The sequence below is a fragment of the Chromohalobacter sp. 48-RD10 genome, assembly GCF_029889785.1.
GTDB lineage: Bacteria > Pseudomonadota > Gammaproteobacteria > Pseudomonadales > Halomonadaceae > Chromohalobacter.
This window is the reverse complement of record NZ_JARANX010000015.1, coordinates 1-17,902: the sequence shown is the minus strand read 5'-3', so window position 1 is coordinate 17,902 and position 17,902 is coordinate 1. Positions and strand designations below refer to the sequence as shown.

The 17,902-nt window shown below is 56.4% G+C and carries 15 protein-coding genes and 2 pseudogenes; 12 read left to right on the top strand and 5 right to left on the bottom strand.

Annotation, left to right across the window (positions count from 1 at the left end):
• The first annotated feature begins 91 nt into the window (after positions 1-91).
• The 9 genes from OP496_RS13550 (at position 92) to OP496_RS13510 (ending at position 12,287) form a co-directional block, all read left to right on the top strand.
• Positions 92-1,375 carry a Xaa-Pro peptidase family protein gene (locus tag OP496_RS13550; protein ID WP_280564246.1) on the top strand — a complete coding sequence of 428 codons (1,284 nt, stop codon included), beginning with the start codon at positions 92-94 and terminating at the stop codon, positions 1,373-1,375.
• 55 nt (positions 1,376-1,430) lie between these two features.
• Positions 1,431-2,918, top strand: coding sequence for a CoA-acylating methylmalonate-semialdehyde dehydrogenase (locus tag OP496_RS13545; RefSeq protein WP_280564245.1), 1,488 nt, complete (start codon positions 1,431-1,433; stop codon positions 2,916-2,918).
• 344 nt (positions 2,919-3,262) lie between these two features.
• Entirely contained in the window at positions 3,263-4,867 is a 1,605-nt protein-coding gene (locus OP496_RS13540; RefSeq protein WP_280564244.1) for an AAA family ATPase, read from the top strand.
• Positions 4,842-5,930 (top strand): UvrD-helicase domain-containing protein, encoded by a 1,089-nt coding sequence (locus OP496_RS13535; RefSeq protein ID WP_280564243.1) that lies wholly within the window; start codon positions 4,842-4,844, stop codon positions 5,928-5,930. The genes OP496_RS13540 and OP496_RS13535 overlap by 26 nt, the downstream gene beginning before the upstream one ends.
• 813 nt (positions 5,931-6,743) lie before the next feature.
• Positions 6,744-8,174: an aldehyde dehydrogenase gene (locus OP496_RS13530; RefSeq protein WP_280564242.1), complete on the top strand. Its 1,431-nt coding sequence runs from the start codon at positions 6,744-6,746 to the stop codon at positions 8,172-8,174.
• Between the two features lie 80 nt (positions 8,175-8,254).
• Positions 8,255-9,139: an NAD(P)-binding domain-containing protein gene (locus tag OP496_RS13525; protein ID WP_280564241.1), complete on the top strand. Its 885-nt coding sequence runs from the start codon at positions 8,255-8,257 to the stop codon at positions 9,137-9,139.
• A gap of 164 nt (positions 9,140-9,303) precedes the next feature.
• A complete protein-coding gene (locus OP496_RS13520; protein WP_280564240.1) occupies positions 9,304-10,194 on the top strand; it encodes a tripartite tricarboxylate transporter substrate binding protein in 891 nt (296 codons plus the stop codon).
• 173 nt (positions 10,195-10,367) lie between these two features.
• Positions 10,368-10,796, top strand: a complete 429-nt coding sequence (locus tag OP496_RS13515; protein WP_280564239.1) for a tripartite tricarboxylate transporter TctB family protein — start codon at positions 10,368-10,370, stop codon at positions 10,794-10,796.
• 6 nt (positions 10,797-10,802) lie between these two features.
• Complete coding sequence (locus OP496_RS13510; protein WP_280564236.1) at positions 10,803-12,287, top strand: tripartite tricarboxylate transporter permease; 1,485 nt, start codon at positions 10,803-10,805, stop codon at positions 12,285-12,287.
• Between the two features lie 68 nt (positions 12,288-12,355).
• On the opposite strand, the gene OP496_RS13505 is transcribed toward OP496_RS13510, so the two are convergent.
• Together OP496_RS13505 and OP496_RS13500 are read right to left on the bottom strand one after the other, a co-directional pair.
• Complete coding sequence (locus OP496_RS13505) at positions 12,356-13,057, bottom strand: GntR family transcriptional regulator (RefSeq protein WP_280564235.1); 702 nt, start codon at positions 13,055-13,057, stop codon at positions 12,356-12,358.
• 521 nt (positions 13,058-13,578) lie between these two features.
• On the bottom strand, positions 13,579-14,313 hold the full coding sequence (locus OP496_RS13500; protein ID WP_280564234.1) for an SDR family oxidoreductase: 735 nt from the start codon (positions 14,311-14,313) through the stop codon (positions 13,579-13,581).
• An 86-nt stretch (positions 14,314-14,399) separates the two neighbouring features.
• Here OP496_RS13500 and OP496_RS13495 point away from each other — a divergent pair, with 86 nt between their 5' ends.
• Both OP496_RS13495 and OP496_RS13490 read left to right on the top strand, forming a co-directional pair.
• Positions 14,400-14,771 carry a helix-turn-helix domain-containing protein gene (locus OP496_RS13495; protein WP_280564233.1) on the top strand — a complete coding sequence of 124 codons (372 nt, stop codon included), beginning with the start codon at positions 14,400-14,402 and terminating at the stop codon, positions 14,769-14,771.
• Positions 14,772-14,910: 139 nt separating this feature from the next.
• Positions 14,911-15,062 (top strand): annotated as a pseudogene (locus OP496_RS13490) (methylmalonate-semialdehyde dehydrogenase (CoA acylating)); the annotation flags it as partial.
• Positions 15,063-15,261: 199 nt separating this feature from the next.
• On the opposite strand, the gene OP496_RS13485 reads toward OP496_RS13490, so the two are convergent.
• Genes OP496_RS13485 through OP496_RS13475 form a run of 3 tightly spaced genes read right to left on the bottom strand, consistent with a single transcriptional unit; the run spans position 15,262 to position 17,436 of the window.
• The gene (locus OP496_RS13485; RefSeq protein WP_280564231.1) at positions 15,262-16,143 is read right to left on the bottom strand and encodes a glycine betaine ABC transporter substrate-binding protein; all 882 of its coding nucleotides are present in this window, start codon (positions 16,141-16,143) and stop codon (positions 15,262-15,264) included.
• A gap of 35 nt (positions 16,144-16,178) precedes the next feature.
• On the bottom strand, positions 16,179-16,853 hold the full coding sequence (locus tag OP496_RS13480; protein WP_280564229.1) for an isochorismatase family cysteine hydrolase: 675 nt from the start codon (positions 16,851-16,853) through the stop codon (positions 16,179-16,181).
• Positions 16,840-17,436, bottom strand: a complete 597-nt coding sequence (locus OP496_RS13475) for a transcriptional regulator (RefSeq protein ID WP_246976854.1) — start codon at positions 17,434-17,436, stop codon at positions 16,840-16,842. The genes OP496_RS13480 and OP496_RS13475 overlap by 14 nt, the downstream gene beginning before the upstream one ends.
• Positions 17,437-17,593: 157 nt before the next feature.
• On the opposite strand from OP496_RS13475, the pseudogene OP496_RS13470 reads away from it, so the two are divergent.
• A pseudogene (locus tag OP496_RS13470) lies at positions 17,594-17,752 on the top strand (methylmalonate-semialdehyde dehydrogenase (CoA acylating)); the annotation flags it as partial.
• Positions 17,753-17,902: the final 150 nt, after the last annotated feature.

The window sequence follows — 17,902 nt, the reverse complement described above, 5'->3', positions numbered from 1 at the left end:
GAGCTTGAACGGCTAGGTAGAACGACTCCTCTGGTCGCTTTCGCCGACGCCTCGTCAAGTATATGCACCCCGATTTTCCCAAGGAAACACCATGAGCATCGTCGATTTCGAAAACCTGACCGATCACGAACCCAACGCCATTCCGGTGGTGCCTTCCAGCCCGATGGCCAACGGCGACAGCATTCCCACCGCCTTCGACCCGGTCCAACTGCGCGCCGGCCGTCTCGAGCGTCTACGCGCGATGATGGCCGAGCAGGGCTACGCCGCGCTGGTACTTTTCGATCCGTACAACCAGCGCTACGCTACCGGCTCGCGCAACATGTTCGGCTATTTCCTGCGCAACTCCACGCGCTATATCTACGTGCCGCTCGAAGGCCCGGTGATCCTATTCGAATATCCGGGCAGTGCCCACGTCTCCACTTGGTTGGAGACCATCGACGAATCGCGCACCTCCAAGGTGGTGTGGTCCGCCGTCAACCAGCGCGACAACATGTCCTCCGACCCGTTCGGCATCGAGATCGCCGAGCTGATGGAAGAGCACGGCAAGGGCAACAAGAAGATCGGTCTCGACCGCTGCATGCTGAACCTGGCGCGCTCGCTGGAAGCCCAGGGGCTGGATGTCTATGACTGCATGCAGGACACTCTGCATTGCCGGCGTATCAAGACACCGGAAGAGATCGCCTGTCTGGCCCAGTCGATGGCCGGCAGCGAAGCCGCTGTGTCCGCAGTGGAAGCCGCCATCAAGCCCGGCGTCACCGAGAATGAGCTGTTCGCCATCATGTACGGCGATGTCATCCGCCAGGGCGGCGAGTTCATCGAGACGCGGCTGCTGTCCTCCGGCCCGCGCACCAACCCCTGGTTCAACGAAGCCAGCAACCGAGTGGTGCGTCCTGGCGAGTTGGTGGCGCTGGATACCGACACCATCGGCTGCCACGGCTACTATTCCGACTTCTCGCGCACCTTCCATGTCGGGCCGGGCCGCCCCAGTGCCTATCAGCAGAGCCTCTATCAGATGGCCTATGACCAGGTGCACCACAACATGTCGATCCTCAAGCCGGGCATAAGCTACCGCGAGATTGCCGAAAACGCCTGGAAAATTCCCGAGCGCTTTCTCGACCGTCGCTACCCCTCGGTCATCCACGGCGTGGGCATGCACGGCGAGACTCCGCTGGTCGCCCACCACATGGACTTCGACCGCTTCTCCAAGGACGGCGTCCTCGAGCCCGGCATGGTGGTCTCGGTGGAAAGCTACATCGGCGAGGTCGACGCCGCCGACGGCGTCAAGCTCGAAGAAGAAGTGCTGGTGACCGAGACCGGGATCGAGAAGCTGTCGCGCTATCCGTTCGATGAGGCCTTACTGGGCCGCCAATTCTGATCCGGTGCGACACCCCGATACCGCGAACACGACCCAAGGTTGGAGTCATCTCTAGATGCATACCCTGAATCATCATATCGCCGGTGACGCCGTCGGCGGCGAGCGTACCCTCGAGGTCGTCAACCCGGCGACCGCCGCGCCGGTGCGCCGCCTGGCGATGGCCGATACCGCCACCGTGCAACGCGCCATCGACGCCGCCCGTGAAGCCCAGCCTGCCTGGCGCGACATGCCGCCGGCCAAGCGCGCCCAGGTGATGTACCGCTTCAAGACCCTGCTCGAGCGCGACGCCGACGAGATCTGCGCGCTGGTCAGCGAGGAACATGGCAAGGTGCTCGAGGACGCCATGGGCGAACTCAAGCGCGGCATCGAGAATGTCGAGTACGCCTGCGGCGTGCCGGAGCTCTTGAAGGGCGAGTACTCCCACAACGCCGGGCCGGGGATCGATACCTGGTCCAATCATCAGCCGCTGGGCGTCGTCGCCGGCATCACGCCGTTCAACTTCCCGGCCATGGTGCCGCTGTGGATGTACCCCATGGCGCTGGCCTGCGGCAATGCCTTCATCTTGAAGCCCTCCGAGCAGACGCCCTCGGCCGCCGTGAAGATGGCCGAACTGCTCGACGAAGCCGGGTTGCCCAAGGGACTGTTCAGCGTGATTCATGGCGACCGCGAGGCCGTCGACGCGCTGATCGAGGCACCCGAGGTGAGGGCGCTTTCTTTCGTCGGCTCCACCCCCGTGGCCCGCAAGATCTACGAGGGCGGCACCCAGCAGGGCAAGCGCGTGCAGGCCCTCGGCGGAGCCAAGAACCACGCCGTGGTACTGCCGGACGCCGATCTCGACAACGCCGCGAGCACCCTGATCGGCGCCGCGTTCGGTAGTGCCGGCGAACGCTGCATGGCGATCTCCGTCGCCGTGTGCGTGGGTGATGCCACCGCCGACGCCCTGGTCGAGCGTCTCGCCGTCCAGGCCCGGGAGCTCAAGATCGGACCCGGCACCGAGAAGGGCCTCGACATGGGCGCGCTGATCAATGCCGGGCAGCGCGACAAAGTCGCCGACTACATCGGGCAGGGGGAACGTGCCGGCGCCGAACTGGTGGTCGACGGCCGCGAGCATCCGCTGGTGGAAGGCTCGCCCGGCTACTTCCTCGGCGCCACGCTGTTCGACCGCGTCACGCCGGAGATGAGCATCTACCGCGATGAAATCTTCGGCCCGGTACTGTGCGTGGTGCGGGTCGAGACCTTCGAGGACGCCATCGCCCTGATCAACGCTCACCAGTACGGCAACGGCACCTGCGTGTTCACCCGTGACGGTGAAGCCGGGCGCCGCTTTGCCGACGCCATCGAAGTCGGCATGGTCGGCATCAACGTCCCGCTGCCCGTCCCGGTCGCCTTCCACAGCTTCGGCGGCTGGAAAGACTCACTATTCGGCGACCTGCACGCCTACGGCCCCGATGCCGTGCGCTTCTACACCCGCCGCAAGGCTATCTCCCAACGCTGGCCGAAGCGCAGCGTTCAGGAAACCGCCCAGTTCAGCTTCCCCTCCTGAACCCCTCCGCACGGCTGAACCCCACGCCCGCGCCGCTCACACCGGCGCGGGCGTTTTTGTGTCTACGCCTTTCGTGTAGCGCTATGTTAATCGACGTTAAATTAAGCTAGGTTAGGAATACTTAAGGGCTTACCTACTTAGAAAGCGCAAATAAGCCCCGGTACATCGACAGCGAAATGGTGGAGCATACAACGCTGCGCCTTGCATACGAGATCTAGGCGAGAGTGGGGAAGGCTGTTATCGACCCAAAGAGGACTAAAGCGTAGAGATTCCTTTGCCAGCCTCGGATTCGCTGCGGTCAGGACTAGTGTGTAATTGTTATCACTTAGTTGTAACGGAGGGATGTGTTGATAAACAAAATAAAGATTTACGGGTACCGCGTTTATAACCAGTTCATATTGGAGCCGAACCAGAAGCTAAACCTAATCGTCGGCGCAAACGAGGCCGGAAAGTCGACGCTCATGGAAGCGATCACGCTGGCTCTAACAGGACGTGTAAACGGTCGTTATGCCTCAGAAGATCTCAATCCGTACTGGTTCAACACGACCATGGTTAACGATTTTCTGTGCAAGCTTCAAAGTGGCACGAACTCCCCACTTCCAGAAATACGAATTGAGTTGTTCTTCGACGATCGCGCAGAGCTACAGCAGCTATGCGGGGCAATTAATACCGATGTACCAACCACCGCTTGTCCTGGCATTGCCATGAGAGCATATCCAAATCCAGATTATGCTTCAGAAATTGACGTATGGAAGAAAAATCCATCGCACCTTCTGCCAGTAGAATATTACGCTCTTGATTGGCGTTCTTTTGCCGACGAAAAGATTACGCGCCGCCCAAGGCAGCTATCAACTGCAGTGATTGATTCTCGTACCGTACGATCGTTATCTGGCGTTGATTATCACATGCGCCAAATTCTTGGCGACCATCTAGAGCCAGCGGAGCGAGCCGAGATATCGCTAGCTTTTAGACAAATGAAAGCTTCAATGTCAGAAATTTCGCTGAGTGGCGTCAATGATCGTATAGGCGGGCTCCATGCCGCCCTTCACGACCGGCCAATGGCATTAGCTATGGATCAAGGTGCTCGCACTTCGTGGGAGAGCTCAGTCATCCCGCACGTCGATAATGTGCCGTTTTCCATGTCGGGACAAGGCCAACAAGCAGCTATCAAGATATCGCTGGCCATGAGCCGTCATTCAGGGGCGACAAACTTTGTGATGGTAGAGGAGCCCGAGAATCATCTTACACACACTAGTCTTACAACTCTGATTTCACGAATACGCTCTTTAGCGAGCGATGAACAGCAACTGTTCGTGACAACACATAGTTCTTTCGTACTCAATCGCTTGGGACTCGATGCTCTCTTACTCGTGGAAAACAGCCTGCAAAGCAGAATTCCCGACTTAGATCCAGAGACTGTTTCGTACTTCCAAAAACTCCCAGGCTACGACACTCTTCGTATGATACTGGCCAAGAAAGTTGTGCTAGTAGAAGGCCCCTCAGATGAAATAATTTTCGAACGCATTTTTAGTGACTTGCACGGAAAGAAACCGATGGAGTGTGGAATTGACGTGCTTAGCATGCGCGGCTTATCGCTGAGGCGTTGCCTAGAATTATGTGCCTCAGTCGACAAAAAGGTAGCAGCACTAAGGGATAATGATGGGGGCTCTCCAGAAGAGCTGCGTCAAGCTGTTCAGTCATGGCTGAAGGAAGGTAAGCGTGAAATATTCATTGGCGAAGTTGAGCACGGTGAAACACTTGAGCCGCAACTCATTCATCACAATGGTGAGTCTTTACTTCGAAAAATTCTTGACATTAGAGCGGATGCTGACCTTGCGACTTGGATGAAGCGCGAAAAGACGGAGGGTGCAATCAGGATCGCGAGTACGGCGGAGGACGTTCAGCCTCCGGAATATATGGTGGATGCAGCTCGTTTTATCTATGGTTAATTATCTAACGCTCGCGGTTGCCGGATCGCGAAAGACACAAGGCGTAGTAGAACACTGCGCATCGCTTTCTCGCGATCGACGTGTATTAGTTTTGACGTATACGCAAACTAATCAGGCCGAGTTGCGCAATCGACTCGCGCAGCATGCCGGTGGCCACCTTGGAGTGGAAGTGTTGGGATGGTTTACTTTTCTTTTGCGCCATTTTGCTCGCCCGTTCGTACCATTCAAATTTCCTTCCGAGAGGGTTCTTGGCTTTAATTTCGATGGTCGTCCCCACAGAATGGCAAAGGGCAAGAGTCGCTTTATCGATTCGAAAGGCGCTGTCTATGGTTGTGAACTCGGCCGCTTATCTCATGAGCTAGTTGCGGCTAGTGCTGGCAAGCTAGTGAAGCGACTGGAATGTCTCTACGATGAGATTCTAATAGACGAAGTGCAGGACCTCAGCGCTTATGACTGGGAAATCGTCGACGTACTGCTCACTTCGTCAGTAGATGTTCGGATGGTTGGTGATATTCGCCAATCTGTGCTCGCGACGAACCCTCGTAGCAGCAAGAACAAAAGATATGCTTACGCCGAAGCCATCAATTGGTTTCGTGAGCGCGAGGAAAAGGGGGTGTTAGAGATCGCGGAGAGCGTCATTACTTGGCGTTGCCACCCCAAGATTGCGGCATTTTCCGACACGATTTTCGATCCAAGTTGGTCGTTTCCGGTAACTGAGTCCAGAAACGAAAGAGTGACTGGGCATGATGGAGTATTTCTCATTGAGAGCAAGAATATCGATGAATATATCACTAAGTTCGATCCGCAATGTCTGCGTAGCACGGCGAATTCCGGCAAAGCCTTAAGTCTCGACTATTTGAATTTCAAGCTCGCAAAGGGGACGACGCATGAGCGCATTTTAATAGTACCAACTAGTGGTATCACCAAGTTCTTGCGAACGGGTGCGTACTTGCCTCCCACGCCAGCAGCTAGTTTCTACGTCGCTGTAACACGGGCGGCACAAAGCGTGGTGATCGTCATGGATAATCCCGGTGAATCTACGCTTCCCTATTGGCAACCTTAGCGTAAAGCCAATAGCTTTGAGGCAGTAAGTTGCTGCTTTCAAAGTCCGCTTCTGGCCGAAAGCAGGCATTCCCATCTTATGTTTGCTGATGCTAGATAAATCATCCTGGCAGAGACCCGATCTCTACGACTGACTGCTAATTAGTGTAACCGACTCCATCGACGCTCGCTGGGAGGTAATATCTGTCTTTTGCTGCCGGTGATGATACTTTTTTTACCATGCGATGAGTTCCCTGAGCGCAGGTTAATCCGAAATTCGATAGATAACCGTTTGCGATTTGCGCCATATCTCAGCTGCTTCAGCATCACGTAGTAATAGTAAAGCCATCAAGAAGAAGCGGTGGCTACCGCGTAAAAGTTTGTATTTGCAGCCCAAGAAACGGTGGGGCGTTATCAATCCTGACCTGATGCCCTGGGAGACGTTATTACTGGAGCGCTTCCCGACCTAAGGCTAGCGCTATCATGCGTGCGTTCTGGGAAATCACCGCAAGTCCATCCATCGCCGTAATGAAGGGTTGGCAGTCGAGGTGTCCTGAATTCTTTACCAGGCGGGTTGCCAATCACCCAGCCCCAGCATGTAAAAGCCACCAGATGTTGAACAACTGTTATTCGTTGATCTAATCCTTGATCAACTTAAACTTTGGTTTAAAAGTGCGTCTGAATTGATTATTGATAATGACATTAAGCTCTTGATTTTAATGGTTTTTTTAAATTGATGATGGTATCAATGTGAGTAGTGATAACGCGTTTGTTGCCGTGCTTCGCGTCCTCGCTAGAGTAAGAGTTCTTAGATACGGAGGGAGCACGAATACACATGCAGTCCACTGATGACGTACTGGTGAGTTACAACCCGGCCAATGGAGATGAGATCGGCCGCGTTCGTATGACGAGTTGCCAAGAGCTTGACCGGATCGTCGCCGATGCTCGCGCGGCCTATCGTGATTCAGGCTGGCAGTCGTTGTTACCCCACAAGCGTGCGCTCATTTTGCATGCGGTTGCCGACGGACTGACGGCTGAGAAGGAGTCGTTGGCCAAGTTACAGATGCGCGATAACGGCAAGCCGATGGGTGAGTGTCTCGGCATGGTCGATTCCGCAGTCGGCACCTTTCGCTATTATGCCGGTGTATGCGAAACCCTCGAGACCGATGTCACTCCCTCGCGCGGTGATTACGTGTCGTTCACCGTGCTTGAACCCTACGGTGTTGTCGCTGCCATCACCCCCTGGAACTCGCCGCTGATGAACGATGCTACCAAGGTGGCACCCGCGCTTGCGGCGGGGAATGCGGTGATTCTGAAACCGTCGGAGGACTCGCCTCTGTTGGCTCCAGAGCTAATGCGCATTGCGCGAGAGGCGGGCCTTCCGCAAGGCCAGCTACAGGTTGTTCAGGGACGGGGCGCGGACATTGGTGCCGCGCTAGTGGAGCATCCCGACGTTCGGATGGTGTCTTTCACCGGCGGCACCGTTGCTGGCCGTGTCATTGGCCGTACAGCGGGCGAGCGCCTGATCCCGGCGGCGCTGGAACTAGGCGGTAAATCACCACACGTCGTGTTCGCCGATGCCGATCGCGAGCATGCCATCGCTGCCGTGGTTGCAGGGATCTTCGGTTCCGCTGGCCAATCTTGCGTTGCCGGCTCAAGGGTTTTTATCCAGCACGACATCTATGATGAGGTTCTTGAGCGTATCGTCGAACGCGCCAGTGCGCTGCGTGTGGATTTCCCCGATGTAGATGGCGTGGAAATGGGCCCGCTTTCTTCTCTGCATCATCGACGCCGTGTGATCGACTTTGTGGATCGCGCACGCACCGAGGGTGGCCGGATACTGTGCGGTGGTCAAATACCGGATGATCCCAGGTTCGCTGCTGGAGCTTTCTATCTGCCGACCGTGATCGATGGCTTATCACCGCGATCGCGTACCTGCCAGGAGGAGGCGTTTGGTCCCGTGCTTGTCGCGCTGCCCTTCGACGATGAGATCGATCTGGTCGAAAAGGCCAATGATACGGACTTTGGCCTGGCGTGTGGTATCTGGACGGAGAACTTCAAGAAAGCCTGGCGCATCGGGCGCGCGTTGGATGCGGGCTCCGTATGGATTAATACCTATAAGCAGTCCGTGACCAGTACCCCCTTCGGTGGTTTCAAAGATAGCGGTATCGGTCGTGAGAAAGGTATCGATGGTCTGCGCCTCTATGCACAGGTCAAGAGCCTGTACCTCGGGTTGCACGAGCAGCCCATGAAAATCGCCAAGTAAGCCTTTCCCATTTTGTAAAGTCGGCCGTTCATGAGCCGCCGTCACCGGCATCCTTGTCGGTGCGTGTCACGGAGAGAACCATGCAAGCTATAGACAATGTTGTCGTTTACGGCCTCGGAAATATGGGATATCTCGTCGCTGAGAGAATTGCCAAACAATTTCCCGTCACGGTTTTCGATATCGATGCTGAAAAAATGAAGAAGGCAGAAGCATCGTTTGGGGCGAAGGCCTTCGATTCGCAGAAGACATTACCGGGCAAGAGCATCATCGTGTTGTCCCTGCCGCGTCCCGATATCTCGCAAGCCGTTCTGGAAACGCTGACCGGCAGTCTTGAGCACGGCAGCGTCGTCGTGGAAACGAGTACGGTTAATCCCGAGCACGTTAAAAAGAGCCAAGAGATACTCGAGCCGCACGGTATTTCTATTGTCGATGCATCGGTGTTGGCCGGGGTCAGCCAGATGGAGGCCGGTAGTGCCACCTTGCTGCTGGGGGGCGAGCGGAAGGCCATTGACGATAGTCAGACGGTCCTGGATGCGATTGCCGAGAGGCAGATCTACTTCGGCGACGCCGGCGCCGGCGCCGCGGCCAAGGTCATCAACAATGCCGTCGCCCACGCCGTGATGGTGGTGGTCGCCGAAGCGGGCTCCATGGCCAAGGCGGCCGGTGTCGACCGGGACAAACTGGTCGGTTTGCTATCCGATGCCCAGATGGGGTTACACCGTCCATTGACGCATCGCTATGTCGATCGAATCGCTCACGACCATTACGAAGGTGGCATGCCACTGGGAGCGGCTCGCAAGGACTCGACGCTGGCCCTGGAGATGGCGCAGACGCTGGGCGTTCCCCTCTTCGCCATACAGGGCTCACATAGTGTCTACGAGATGGCCAACTCGGCCGGTTACGGTCGAGAAGACTATGCCGCCATCGCCAGGCTTTGGGCGGACTGGGGGTGTCCGGCGGCCTGACAAACGGTGGGCCACCTGGTACGAAGATGCGGGCTTCCTCGCATGAATCCGTGTGCGATTGCGCACACATTGAGTGACTCAATACAAAGACAGAACGGAGTACGACCATGCTGAAAGCAACGACAATCACGTTTGCCGCTACGAGCGTTCTATTGGGAGCACCCATGGCACAGGCTGATTGGCCCGAGAAACCGATCAAGTTGATCGTTTCCTACAGTGCTGGCGGTGGTACGGACACGACGGCGCGAATCCTCGCCCCGATGCTGGAGGATAAGCTGGATACCGATGTTGTCGTCGTCAATCGTCCCGGTGCGGCGGGTGAAACTGGCCATACTGCGATCGCCGATGCCAAGTCCGATGGCTATACCATGGGCATTTTCAATATTCCGCCGGCGATCACCATCCCCATTACACGGGATGCGGGTTTCACGCTGGATGACTTCGAACCGGTCGCGGACCTGATCGTCGATCCTTCGGCCATATCGGTTGCCAAGGACAGCCAGTTCGATGATCTGGGCGAGTTGGTCGCCTACGCGAAGGAAAACCCGGCAGCCGTGACGGTAGCTACCACCGGAGTGGGCACCGACGATCACTTGGCCGTTGTCGCTCTGGAGGAAGCCGCCGATATCGACCTGACGCCTGTTCCGTTCCCGGGTTCCGGTCCGGCCCGTACCGGTCTACTGGGCGGTCACGTCTCGGCTGCGGCGATCAACCTCGGCGGGATGATGCCCTACACCGACAAAGTGCGGATCCTGGCACACTTCTCCGAGAAACGCTCGGACCTGGCGCCGGACGTCCCGACTGCCAAGGGACAGGGCTGGGACATCGACATGGGCTCGGAGCGTGGCCTCGTATTTCCTGCAGGTGTCTCCCAGGAGATCGTGGACAAGACCGCGCAGGCGGTGGAGGAAATCGCCCATTCTGACGCCTGGAAACAAGCGTTGGAGAAACAGTTCACCGGTGAAAATTACATGGGGCCTGCAGATTTCAAGGCTCACATTCAGGAACTGAATGAGCGTTATCGCGAGACCTGGAAGAACGATCCCTGGCAGTGATCGGCTTTACGAGAATGGATGACGTTCTATGCGCCGACGGTGTGTCGACGTCATCTCATTTCATGATGAACGTCATCCCGTCAGGGTATTACTCGAGGCGGGATGGCGTCGGCGTCATGGTTTTCGACGAGATATTGAGCCGCAGTCGTGGGGCGTGAAGAAGAGGAAGGACGATGTTGATGGAAATCGTGGTATTTCTGGCGATAGCCGGGTTCGGCGTGTACGCCGCTGTCGATGGTCATTCCATCGGCGGACAATCGGGCGACTTTCCCTTGGTTCTGGGGATCGCCTTGCTGCTGCTTGGAGCCATCGGCGCCGTACGCGGACTTTATCGATATTATCGTTGCAATGACGTTGAGTCCGGGAGTCTGTGGGTTCCGGTTCTTGGTCTGCTCGTCTTTCTGGGCTACCTGGTCCTGAGTGACATGATCGGTCTGGTTCTCGGGGCCGTTCCCTTCATGCTGATTCTGGCGTTATGCGTGTCGCGAGATATGCGCTGGAAGATGATTCTGACCTCGACCCTGGGCTTCAGCGTCTTCATCTACTTGGTCTTCGACAAACTTCTCAACGTTCCCCTGCCTTCCAGCAGTTTGCTCGGGTGATGACTCATGGACCAACTACTCGCTGCACTTCCCTCGGTCATTGAACCGAGCGTCATCCTGGCGATGATCGTCGGCGTCATCGCCGGCACCGTGATCGGTGCGTTACCGGGCCTGACGGCTACCCTGGGTATCGCGCTGCTTTTACCGTTTTCCTACACGATGTCTCCCATTATCGCTCTCGGGCTGATGGCAGGTATCTACAATGGCTCCATGTACAGTGGTGCCATTCCAGCCATCCTGGTCAACATTCCCGGTACTCCGTCCGGGGTGGCGACGACCTTCGACGGCTATCCACTGGCAAGAGCAGGACGTGCCAAGCTGGCGCTGCATGCTGCCTTGGTTTCCTCCTGCATGGGCTCCGTGGCGAGTGCCTTGGCGTTGATGCTGTTAGCGCCAGTGCTTGTGGATTTTGCCCTTCGCTTCGGCCCGGCGGAATACTTCTGGGTTGCCATCTTCGGTATGTGTTCCATCGCCGTCCTGCTGAGCGACAATCCCGTGAAGGGACTGACGGCCTCGATTCTCGGCGTCCTGATCGGCCTGGTCGGCATCGATCAGATCAGCGGGGCGGAGAGAATGACCTTCGGTATCAATGCGCTGAATGGCGGCATCAACCTCCTGATTCTGCTGACGGGGCTCTACGCTGTGCCTCCCGCGTTGGATCTGTTGAGTACCAGTGCAACCGGTGGGCGCATCAAGGAAAGCGGTCCGCGCATCCGCCTGAAGGAGGTGCTGAGTCTGATACCGACTTGGATACGCTCGAGCACGATCGGCATTCTCATCGGAATTATTCCCGGGGCGGGAGGTAACCTCGCCAGCTTTCTGAGTTGGACCCAGGAAAAGCGCGGTGCTGCGGATGACAGCAAGTTCGGCAAGGGAGACATTCGCGGTGTTGCTGCGTCGGAATGCGGAAACAATGCCGACAATTCGGCCTCCATGATTCCAGCACTTGCATTGGGTGTGCCTGGTAACTCTGTGGCCGCCATGATTCTTGGTGGCCTGCTGATACAGGGATTGCAGCCGGGACCGGCCCTGTTTCAGAACAATCCCGACATCGTTTATGGCTTCATGTGGGAGATGCTGCTGACGGCGCCGATATTGCTGGTCGTCGGTTATTTTGGCGCGGGCGCCTTCTCGCACGTGTTGCGCATTCCACCAAGCATCCTCGCGCCAATGATTCTGGTGGTGACGACCATTGGCGCCTATGCCGCACAGAACGCTTTTACCGATGTGTGGCTGATGTATGTGTTCGGCATCCTGGGATTTTTCTTGACCAAGGCCAACATTCCCTTGGCACCGATTATTATTGGGGTGATTCTCGGCCCTTTGGCCGAAAGCAACTTCCGCCGCGCTTTGCTGTTGAGAAATGCTGATCCCAATATATTCTTCGGTTCGCCCATCACTTGGGTGTTGATTGCCATGACAGTCTTCGTTTTCCTTTTCCCGCTTCTCAGAAAAGGGTGGGCGAGACGTACCAAAGACGTCGCACGGTAACAGCCGTTCAGTGAGAGACAGCGCTTCTGCACGGGGCTTGGAAGCGCTGGTACGTTATCGGCCGATACTCATCTGAGAAATTTCTTTTCGTAAATGCTGCGCGCTCGCTCCATGTGATCCAGCGATAACGCCTCAAGGCGATCACGAGCCTGATCATGGAGCGCCTCTACCATGGCAGCGTGCTCTCGGCATGCACAATCCAGTGCCTCTACGTCGGCAACGCCATAGGCGCGAGCTGGAAAGCTCAGCCAATCATGACGACGAATCGACTCAGCTAGATAGGGATTGTTGCAAAGACCGTAGAGCAGTCGGTGAAAGGTCATGTTTGTACGATGTATGCGAACCAGGTCGCCGGTCTGAGCAGCTCGGGCATGGGCTTCCATGGCCATCGAAACCTCGTCTAGACGATCAGGCGGAATGGGGAAGCTCATGACGCGTACCGCAGCACGATAGAGTACTCGACGCATGTGATAGAGATCCTCGAGATCCTGCTCATCGAAGCGACGGATATAGGCCCCCAAGTGGGGAGGCTTGACCACGACGCCGAGTCGCTGCAGTTCGGCCAGTGCAGCACGCACTACATGACGCTTGGCGTCGTAGTCGTACATCAGATTATCTTCAAGAAGACGGTCGTGGGGGAGAATGCGGCTACGGATGATATCTCTCTCAATAGCCTCGATCACCTCGACGACAGGCTCCGAGACATCCAATTCCGATTGCAAAGGATTGGTGGCTGTGGCGCTTTGCTTCCGCATGGTGGAGACCTTCATGACCTAATTCCAAGCCAATCAATATACCGGCCCACATGTTGAGTGGAAAAGAGGCGACAACATGCAAATGTCAGTTTGGTAGCTGTGGAAATCGGCGTGGCGGGTGTGTGTCTCAAAGATTCGACGGGGAATCCGAATGTGCCGCTACGAGACATCAATGAATCGACGGAACGCATGCAAGCCGCGCGTTCGATTGCGGAGGAGGGCCGATTCGCTGGCTTTGCGAATGCTCCCACCGGGTGGAACTCAACGCGCTATTCGATAAGTAGACCGCCTTATACGGTCAATCAGCCCTTAAGCGTGTCCTTGAGCCCTTGCCTAGCCTTGAAGGCGGGAGCGGTCGACGTTGAACAGTCCTGCGATCTCTTCGGGCGGTGCGGCGGCACCGAGCATGGTCAGAAACTGGTTTGCGATCTCGAGGTTCTTCTGTTCACTCATAATTGGTAAGTCTTCGGTGGGGTGAATTTTTTAATCGATAAAGGCCCACGCTTTTTAGACACAGCGTGGGCCCGCTAGCAGCATCAAATTTGCGCGAAGCCGCCATCGACGAATACTTCTCCGCCGGTCATGAAACGACTGTCGTCGGAGGCGAGAAACGCAGCTACCGCAGCGGTGTCAATAGGGTCTCCCATCCGCCCCAACGGGGTTGCCTGCACCTGACCGGTAAGGATGTCGTCGTCCAACATCTCCTTCACTTTTTCCGTCTCAGTGAGACCGGGAGATAGGACGTTGACGCGGATGCCGGTTCCTCGGAGATCCTGAGCCCAGCTTCTGGCGAAGTTGCGAACGGCCGCCTTGGAAGCGCTATAAACGCTCATCGCCGGCGTACCCATCACACCTGTCGTTGACCCCGTCAAAACGATCGAGCTGCCGGATGACATCAAAGGCAACGCCTTTTGCACCGTGAACAGCGTTCCTTTGACGTTGATATCGAAAGTACGGTCGAAATGCTCGGGCGTGATGGCATCCAGAGCAACCAGCTCGCCAAGCCCCGCATTCGCGAACAAGATATCGAGACGACCTTTTTCGGATTTCACCGCTGCGAACAGGCGATCGAGATCTTCTGATTTGGAAATATCGCCCTGAATGGCACACGCATTGGAGCCGAGTTCGGCCAATGCCTCATCGAGAGCTTCCTGCCTGCGCCCGAAGAGATAGACGAACGCACCCTCTGCTGTGAAGCGCTTTGCCGTGGCCAGGCCTATTCCCGATGCGCCACCTGTAATAACCGCGATTTTTCCCTGTAGCTTACCCATCTGTCTGCTCTCCTGATGTTGAGATGGAGGCAGGTTAAGAAGTAACATTCTTTTCTACAAGTATGCACCTTTAGGTAAGTGCCAAGATGAACGAGAAGACACCGGCATCCTCACCTTTTATCTGTGGACTCGATGCCACTCTCCACGTCATAGGTGGCAAGTGGAAGCCGCTTATCCTTTACTTTCTGGCTGGTGGCTCCCAGCGCTACGGCGAGCTAAAGCGCAGTGTCCATGGCGTCAGTCATAAAATGCTGATTCAGCAGCTCAAGATGCTGGAGCGGGATGGCGTCGTATCGCGAACGGATCACGGAGAGATTCCGCCCCGCGTGGATTACGCACTGACACCGCTTGGTTACAGCTTATGCGAGGCACTGAGGCCACTGTGTAGCTGGGGGGATCAACATACCGAAATGATTTCCGACATGATCGAAAAGCGCGAAGAACAGGAAAAGGCATAATATAACGATCACTTAAACGTCTGCTTCTGGCCCATTAAGAGGCCTTAGCCCGTGCCGACAGGATGGTTGAGAAAGTTGAGCACTCAAAGAAGCCATGGCAGCCAACACTCTTGGTGTGATGTTGAAGCCGGTCGGCTGCTTCACCGACGCCATCGAAGTCGGCATGGTCGGCATCAACGTCCCGCTGCTGGTCCCGGTCAGCCTTCCGGCTGAAAGGATTCGCTGTTCGGCGACCTGCACACCTACGGCCCCGACGCCGTACGCTTCTACACACGCCGCAAGGCCGTCTAACAATGCTGGCCGCAGCGCTCCGCCCAAGAAACTGCTCAGTTCAGCTTCCCCTCCAACTGATGTTGCTCTGCTCCTTGTGTCCGCCCATCTTTGGTGATGGGCGGTACTGCTTCGATTCTCTAGAGCGGCACTCGCCGTATCGTTTTTTACCACTCTAGGCGCGGCCCTGCGCTTCTAGTGCTTTATATCAGGCACCGAGTCAATTCCCGAGCATTTCGTTCACGCGCTCGCGGTTATCTTCGATCCATGCGGCGGCGGAATCCTCGAATGGGACGTCGTCGTTCTCGTACGCGGCCATCATCGCTTCCAAATCGGCCACGCTAATATGCCACTGGGACATGATGTCGTAAGCACGCGGATACTTGTCTTCCATACCTTTATAGGAAAGCACGAAAACGCTGTCATACTTGAAGTGTTCTTCCGTATCTTCCAAGAACTTCAAGTCGTATTGCGAGAACATGGAGTGCGGGCGCCAGCCAGTGATGATAAATGGCTCCTGCTTGGGCACCTTGTCTTTGATTACGCCCATCATGGCGGCTTCGCTGGTATAGGCGAGCTGGTACCCATCGAGGTCATAGTCTTCATCTGCCATCACCTGCTCGGAGAGGTCGACGATGCCCGCTCCGGCGCCAATGGTTACTATTTGGCCGCCGAACTTCTCTGCCTTGCCCGCCAGATCTCCGATTGTCTCTTCTTCGACATAGGTAGGAACCACCCAGCCTAGCGGTACGTTTTCATAGCTGGTGGCGACTTTCTGCAGATCATCTTGGTATTCACTCCACAGTGCCTGCTCGGTGTAGGGCAGCCAGGCGTCCATGAAGAAATCGATCTGCTCGGCTTGCATCCCTTGGAAGATCGCTGGTTGAGCAAGCAGCTTCTTTTCGACGTTGTAGCCTGCCTCTTCCAGGATCAGTTCGGCGATGGCCGTTGGTGCTTCGGTACTAGTCCAGGCCGGCATACCGAAAGTGATGGTCGTGTCTTCGACCCCTTCAGCGACCAGCGGACGCTGATCGGTGGCATGGGCACCTGCAGCGATCAATGTAGAAGTTAGCAGCGTCGTGGATAAGGTTATTAATTTCATATTTTCTCCAGTCTCTGTGGCCAAACTCGCCCTGGTTACTGCTCAGTGGTAGGGGATGTTAGCGTGGCGAAGGTTTCGCGTAGGGTGTCCGGGGTAAACTGCAAGGCATCGACCTTGTTTGCATGCCAGGCGGCATACTGGTGTCCTTCCAGACACTGGATCATGTTGTCGGTATCCAGCACTTCCAGGGAGTAGACCCAGTTCGCCATGAGGGTCATCGCAGCCATGTGGGCGCCCTCGTTAGAGGCGGTACACATGTCGTGGACCAAATGGATGCGGTAATCGCGGAAGTAAGCGTCGAACACGGATGTCATCAAGCAACCGTCCGTTACTACACCGCCGATGATCAGCCGCTTGACGCCGAGGCTTTTCAGCATCAGGTCCAGGCTGGTTTCAAAGAAGGCGCTCCAGCGATATTTGTCGATCACAATGTCCGTGTCTTGAGGCTGGACCGCCTCGATGATCTCGATGCTATCGTGGTTATCGGCGTAGAACTGCGGTTCGCCGTTGGCATGGCATGGCTCATCCAGCGAGAGTCCGACACCGTCGTGTCGGTTGATTTGGCGTGTGTAGATGACCGGGATACCAGCCGCTCGGCAGGCTTCGATCATGCGCTGAGTGTTGCGCACGACACCATCCAGCCCGAGCAGACCAAAGCCGCTCTCCTTCTGTAGATCAATCACTACCAGGGCGGTTTCACTTGTCTTCATGCTTGACGTTCTCTTGGAGGGATTTGTGGTCCGGTAGCGGCTCATCGCGCTCGGGCCGGGGGAAATGTTCGAAGATCTCTCCTGATTCCATGGCATTGGCCAGTTGCGTGATCCAGTTCAGGTAAGCTTTCGAACCGCTTACCAGTGCCTGGTCTTTTGCAGCTACTTCTCTGGTCTCGCTGTCCGTCCCGTGGTCAGCGATCTCGCGCATTACTGGCTCGGTTTGCTCCACCGCCTTGTTAATGATTCCGCGCTCCAGGCGCAGCATCTTGACCATGAAGCTCAGGAAATTCTTGAAGAAGTCCTTTTCGGCAATGTAATGGTCCTTGCGATCACCTTTCTTCCACACCTTCACCACCATGCCGGTGTCGATCAGTTCGCGGACACCGGTACTGACGCTCGCCTTGCTCATGGCGACTTCGTCCTTTATGTCGTCCAGCGTCAGCGGTGATGCAGAGAAATAGAGCACGGCGTAGATCCGTCCCACTGAGGGTGTGACACCGTAGGCCACCATGCTCTGGGCAAGGGCGCTGATCATTACATCGCGCGCTTCTTCCAGGCGCTGTGTGTCCGTCTTCTGCATGGCATGCTCGGATGTTTTGTGTGTATTGAACGTTTTGAACAAAGTAAACAAGAATGCGGAAGTCGTCAAATCGACATACCTACCTGGTCACAGGTCGCGGTATGGAAGCTAAGCGATGGAATAAAGGAAAAGGGCACCGCGTTGATGGTCGACGACCGCCTTCCTCAGCCTCGGTGGCTGGAAGGACTCGCTGTTCGGCGACCTGCACGCCTACGGCCCCGACGCCGTGCGTTTCTACACCCGCCGCAAGGCCATCTCCCAACGCTGGCCGAAGCGCAGCGACCAGGAAACCGCCCAGTTCAGCTTCCCCTCCTAAGCCACACCCACCGCTAAACCCCACGCCCGCGCCGCTCACTGAACTGACCCCCGATTGTTGGACGGTTGGTTCCCTTAACCGGTGGCTATGGCCTGAGCCCTGTATTGCACGGGGCTCAGGCCTTTTAGTTTCTGCCTGATCCGGTGATGA

Excerpts from the sequence above, each read along its gene's own strand:
- OP496_RS13550 (WP_280564246.1), top strand. The coding sequence starts at position 92 with ATGAGCATCGTCGATTTCGAAAACCTGACCGATCACGAACCCAACGCC.
- OP496_RS13545 (WP_280564245.1), top strand. The coding sequence starts at position 1,431 with ATGCATACCCTGAATCATCATATCGCCGGTGACGCCGTCGGCGGCGAG.
- OP496_RS13535 (WP_280564243.1), top strand. The coding sequence starts at position 4,842 with ATGCAGCTCGTTTTATCTATGGTTAATTATCTAACGCTCGCGGTTGCC.
- OP496_RS13530 (WP_280564242.1), top strand. The coding sequence starts at position 6,744 with ATGCAGTCCACTGATGACGTACTGGTGAGTTACAACCCGGCCAATGGA.
- OP496_RS13525 (WP_280564241.1), top strand. The coding sequence starts at position 8,255 with ATGCAAGCTATAGACAATGTTGTCGTTTACGGCCTCGGAAATATGGGA.
- OP496_RS13520 (WP_280564240.1), top strand. The coding sequence starts at position 9,304 with ATGGCACAGGCTGATTGGCCCGAGAAACCGATCAAGTTGATCGTTTCC.
- OP496_RS13515 (WP_280564239.1), top strand. The coding sequence starts at position 10,368 with ATGTTGATGGAAATCGTGGTATTTCTGGCGATAGCCGGGTTCGGCGTG.
- OP496_RS13510 (WP_280564236.1), top strand. The coding sequence starts at position 10,803 with ATGGACCAACTACTCGCTGCACTTCCCTCGGTCATTGAACCGAGCGTC.
- OP496_RS13505 (WP_280564235.1), bottom strand. The coding sequence starts at position 13,057 with ATGAAGGTCTCCACCATGCGGAAGCAAAGCGCCACAGCCACCAATCCT.
- OP496_RS13500 (WP_280564234.1), bottom strand. The coding sequence starts at position 14,313 with ATGGGTAAGCTACAGGGAAAAATCGCGGTTATTACAGGTGGCGCATCG.
- OP496_RS13495 (WP_280564233.1), top strand. The coding sequence starts at position 14,400 with ATGAACGAGAAGACACCGGCATCCTCACCTTTTATCTGTGGACTCGAT.
- OP496_RS13485 (WP_280564231.1), bottom strand. The coding sequence starts at position 16,143 with ATGAAATTAATAACCTTATCCACGACGCTGCTAACTTCTACATTGATC.
- OP496_RS13480 (WP_280564229.1), bottom strand. The coding sequence starts at position 16,853 with ATGAAGACAAGTGAAACCGCCCTGGTAGTGATTGATCTACAGAAGGAG.
- OP496_RS13475 (WP_246976854.1), bottom strand. The coding sequence starts at position 17,436 with ATGCAGAAGACGGACACACAGCGCCTGGAAGAAGCGCGCGATGTAATG.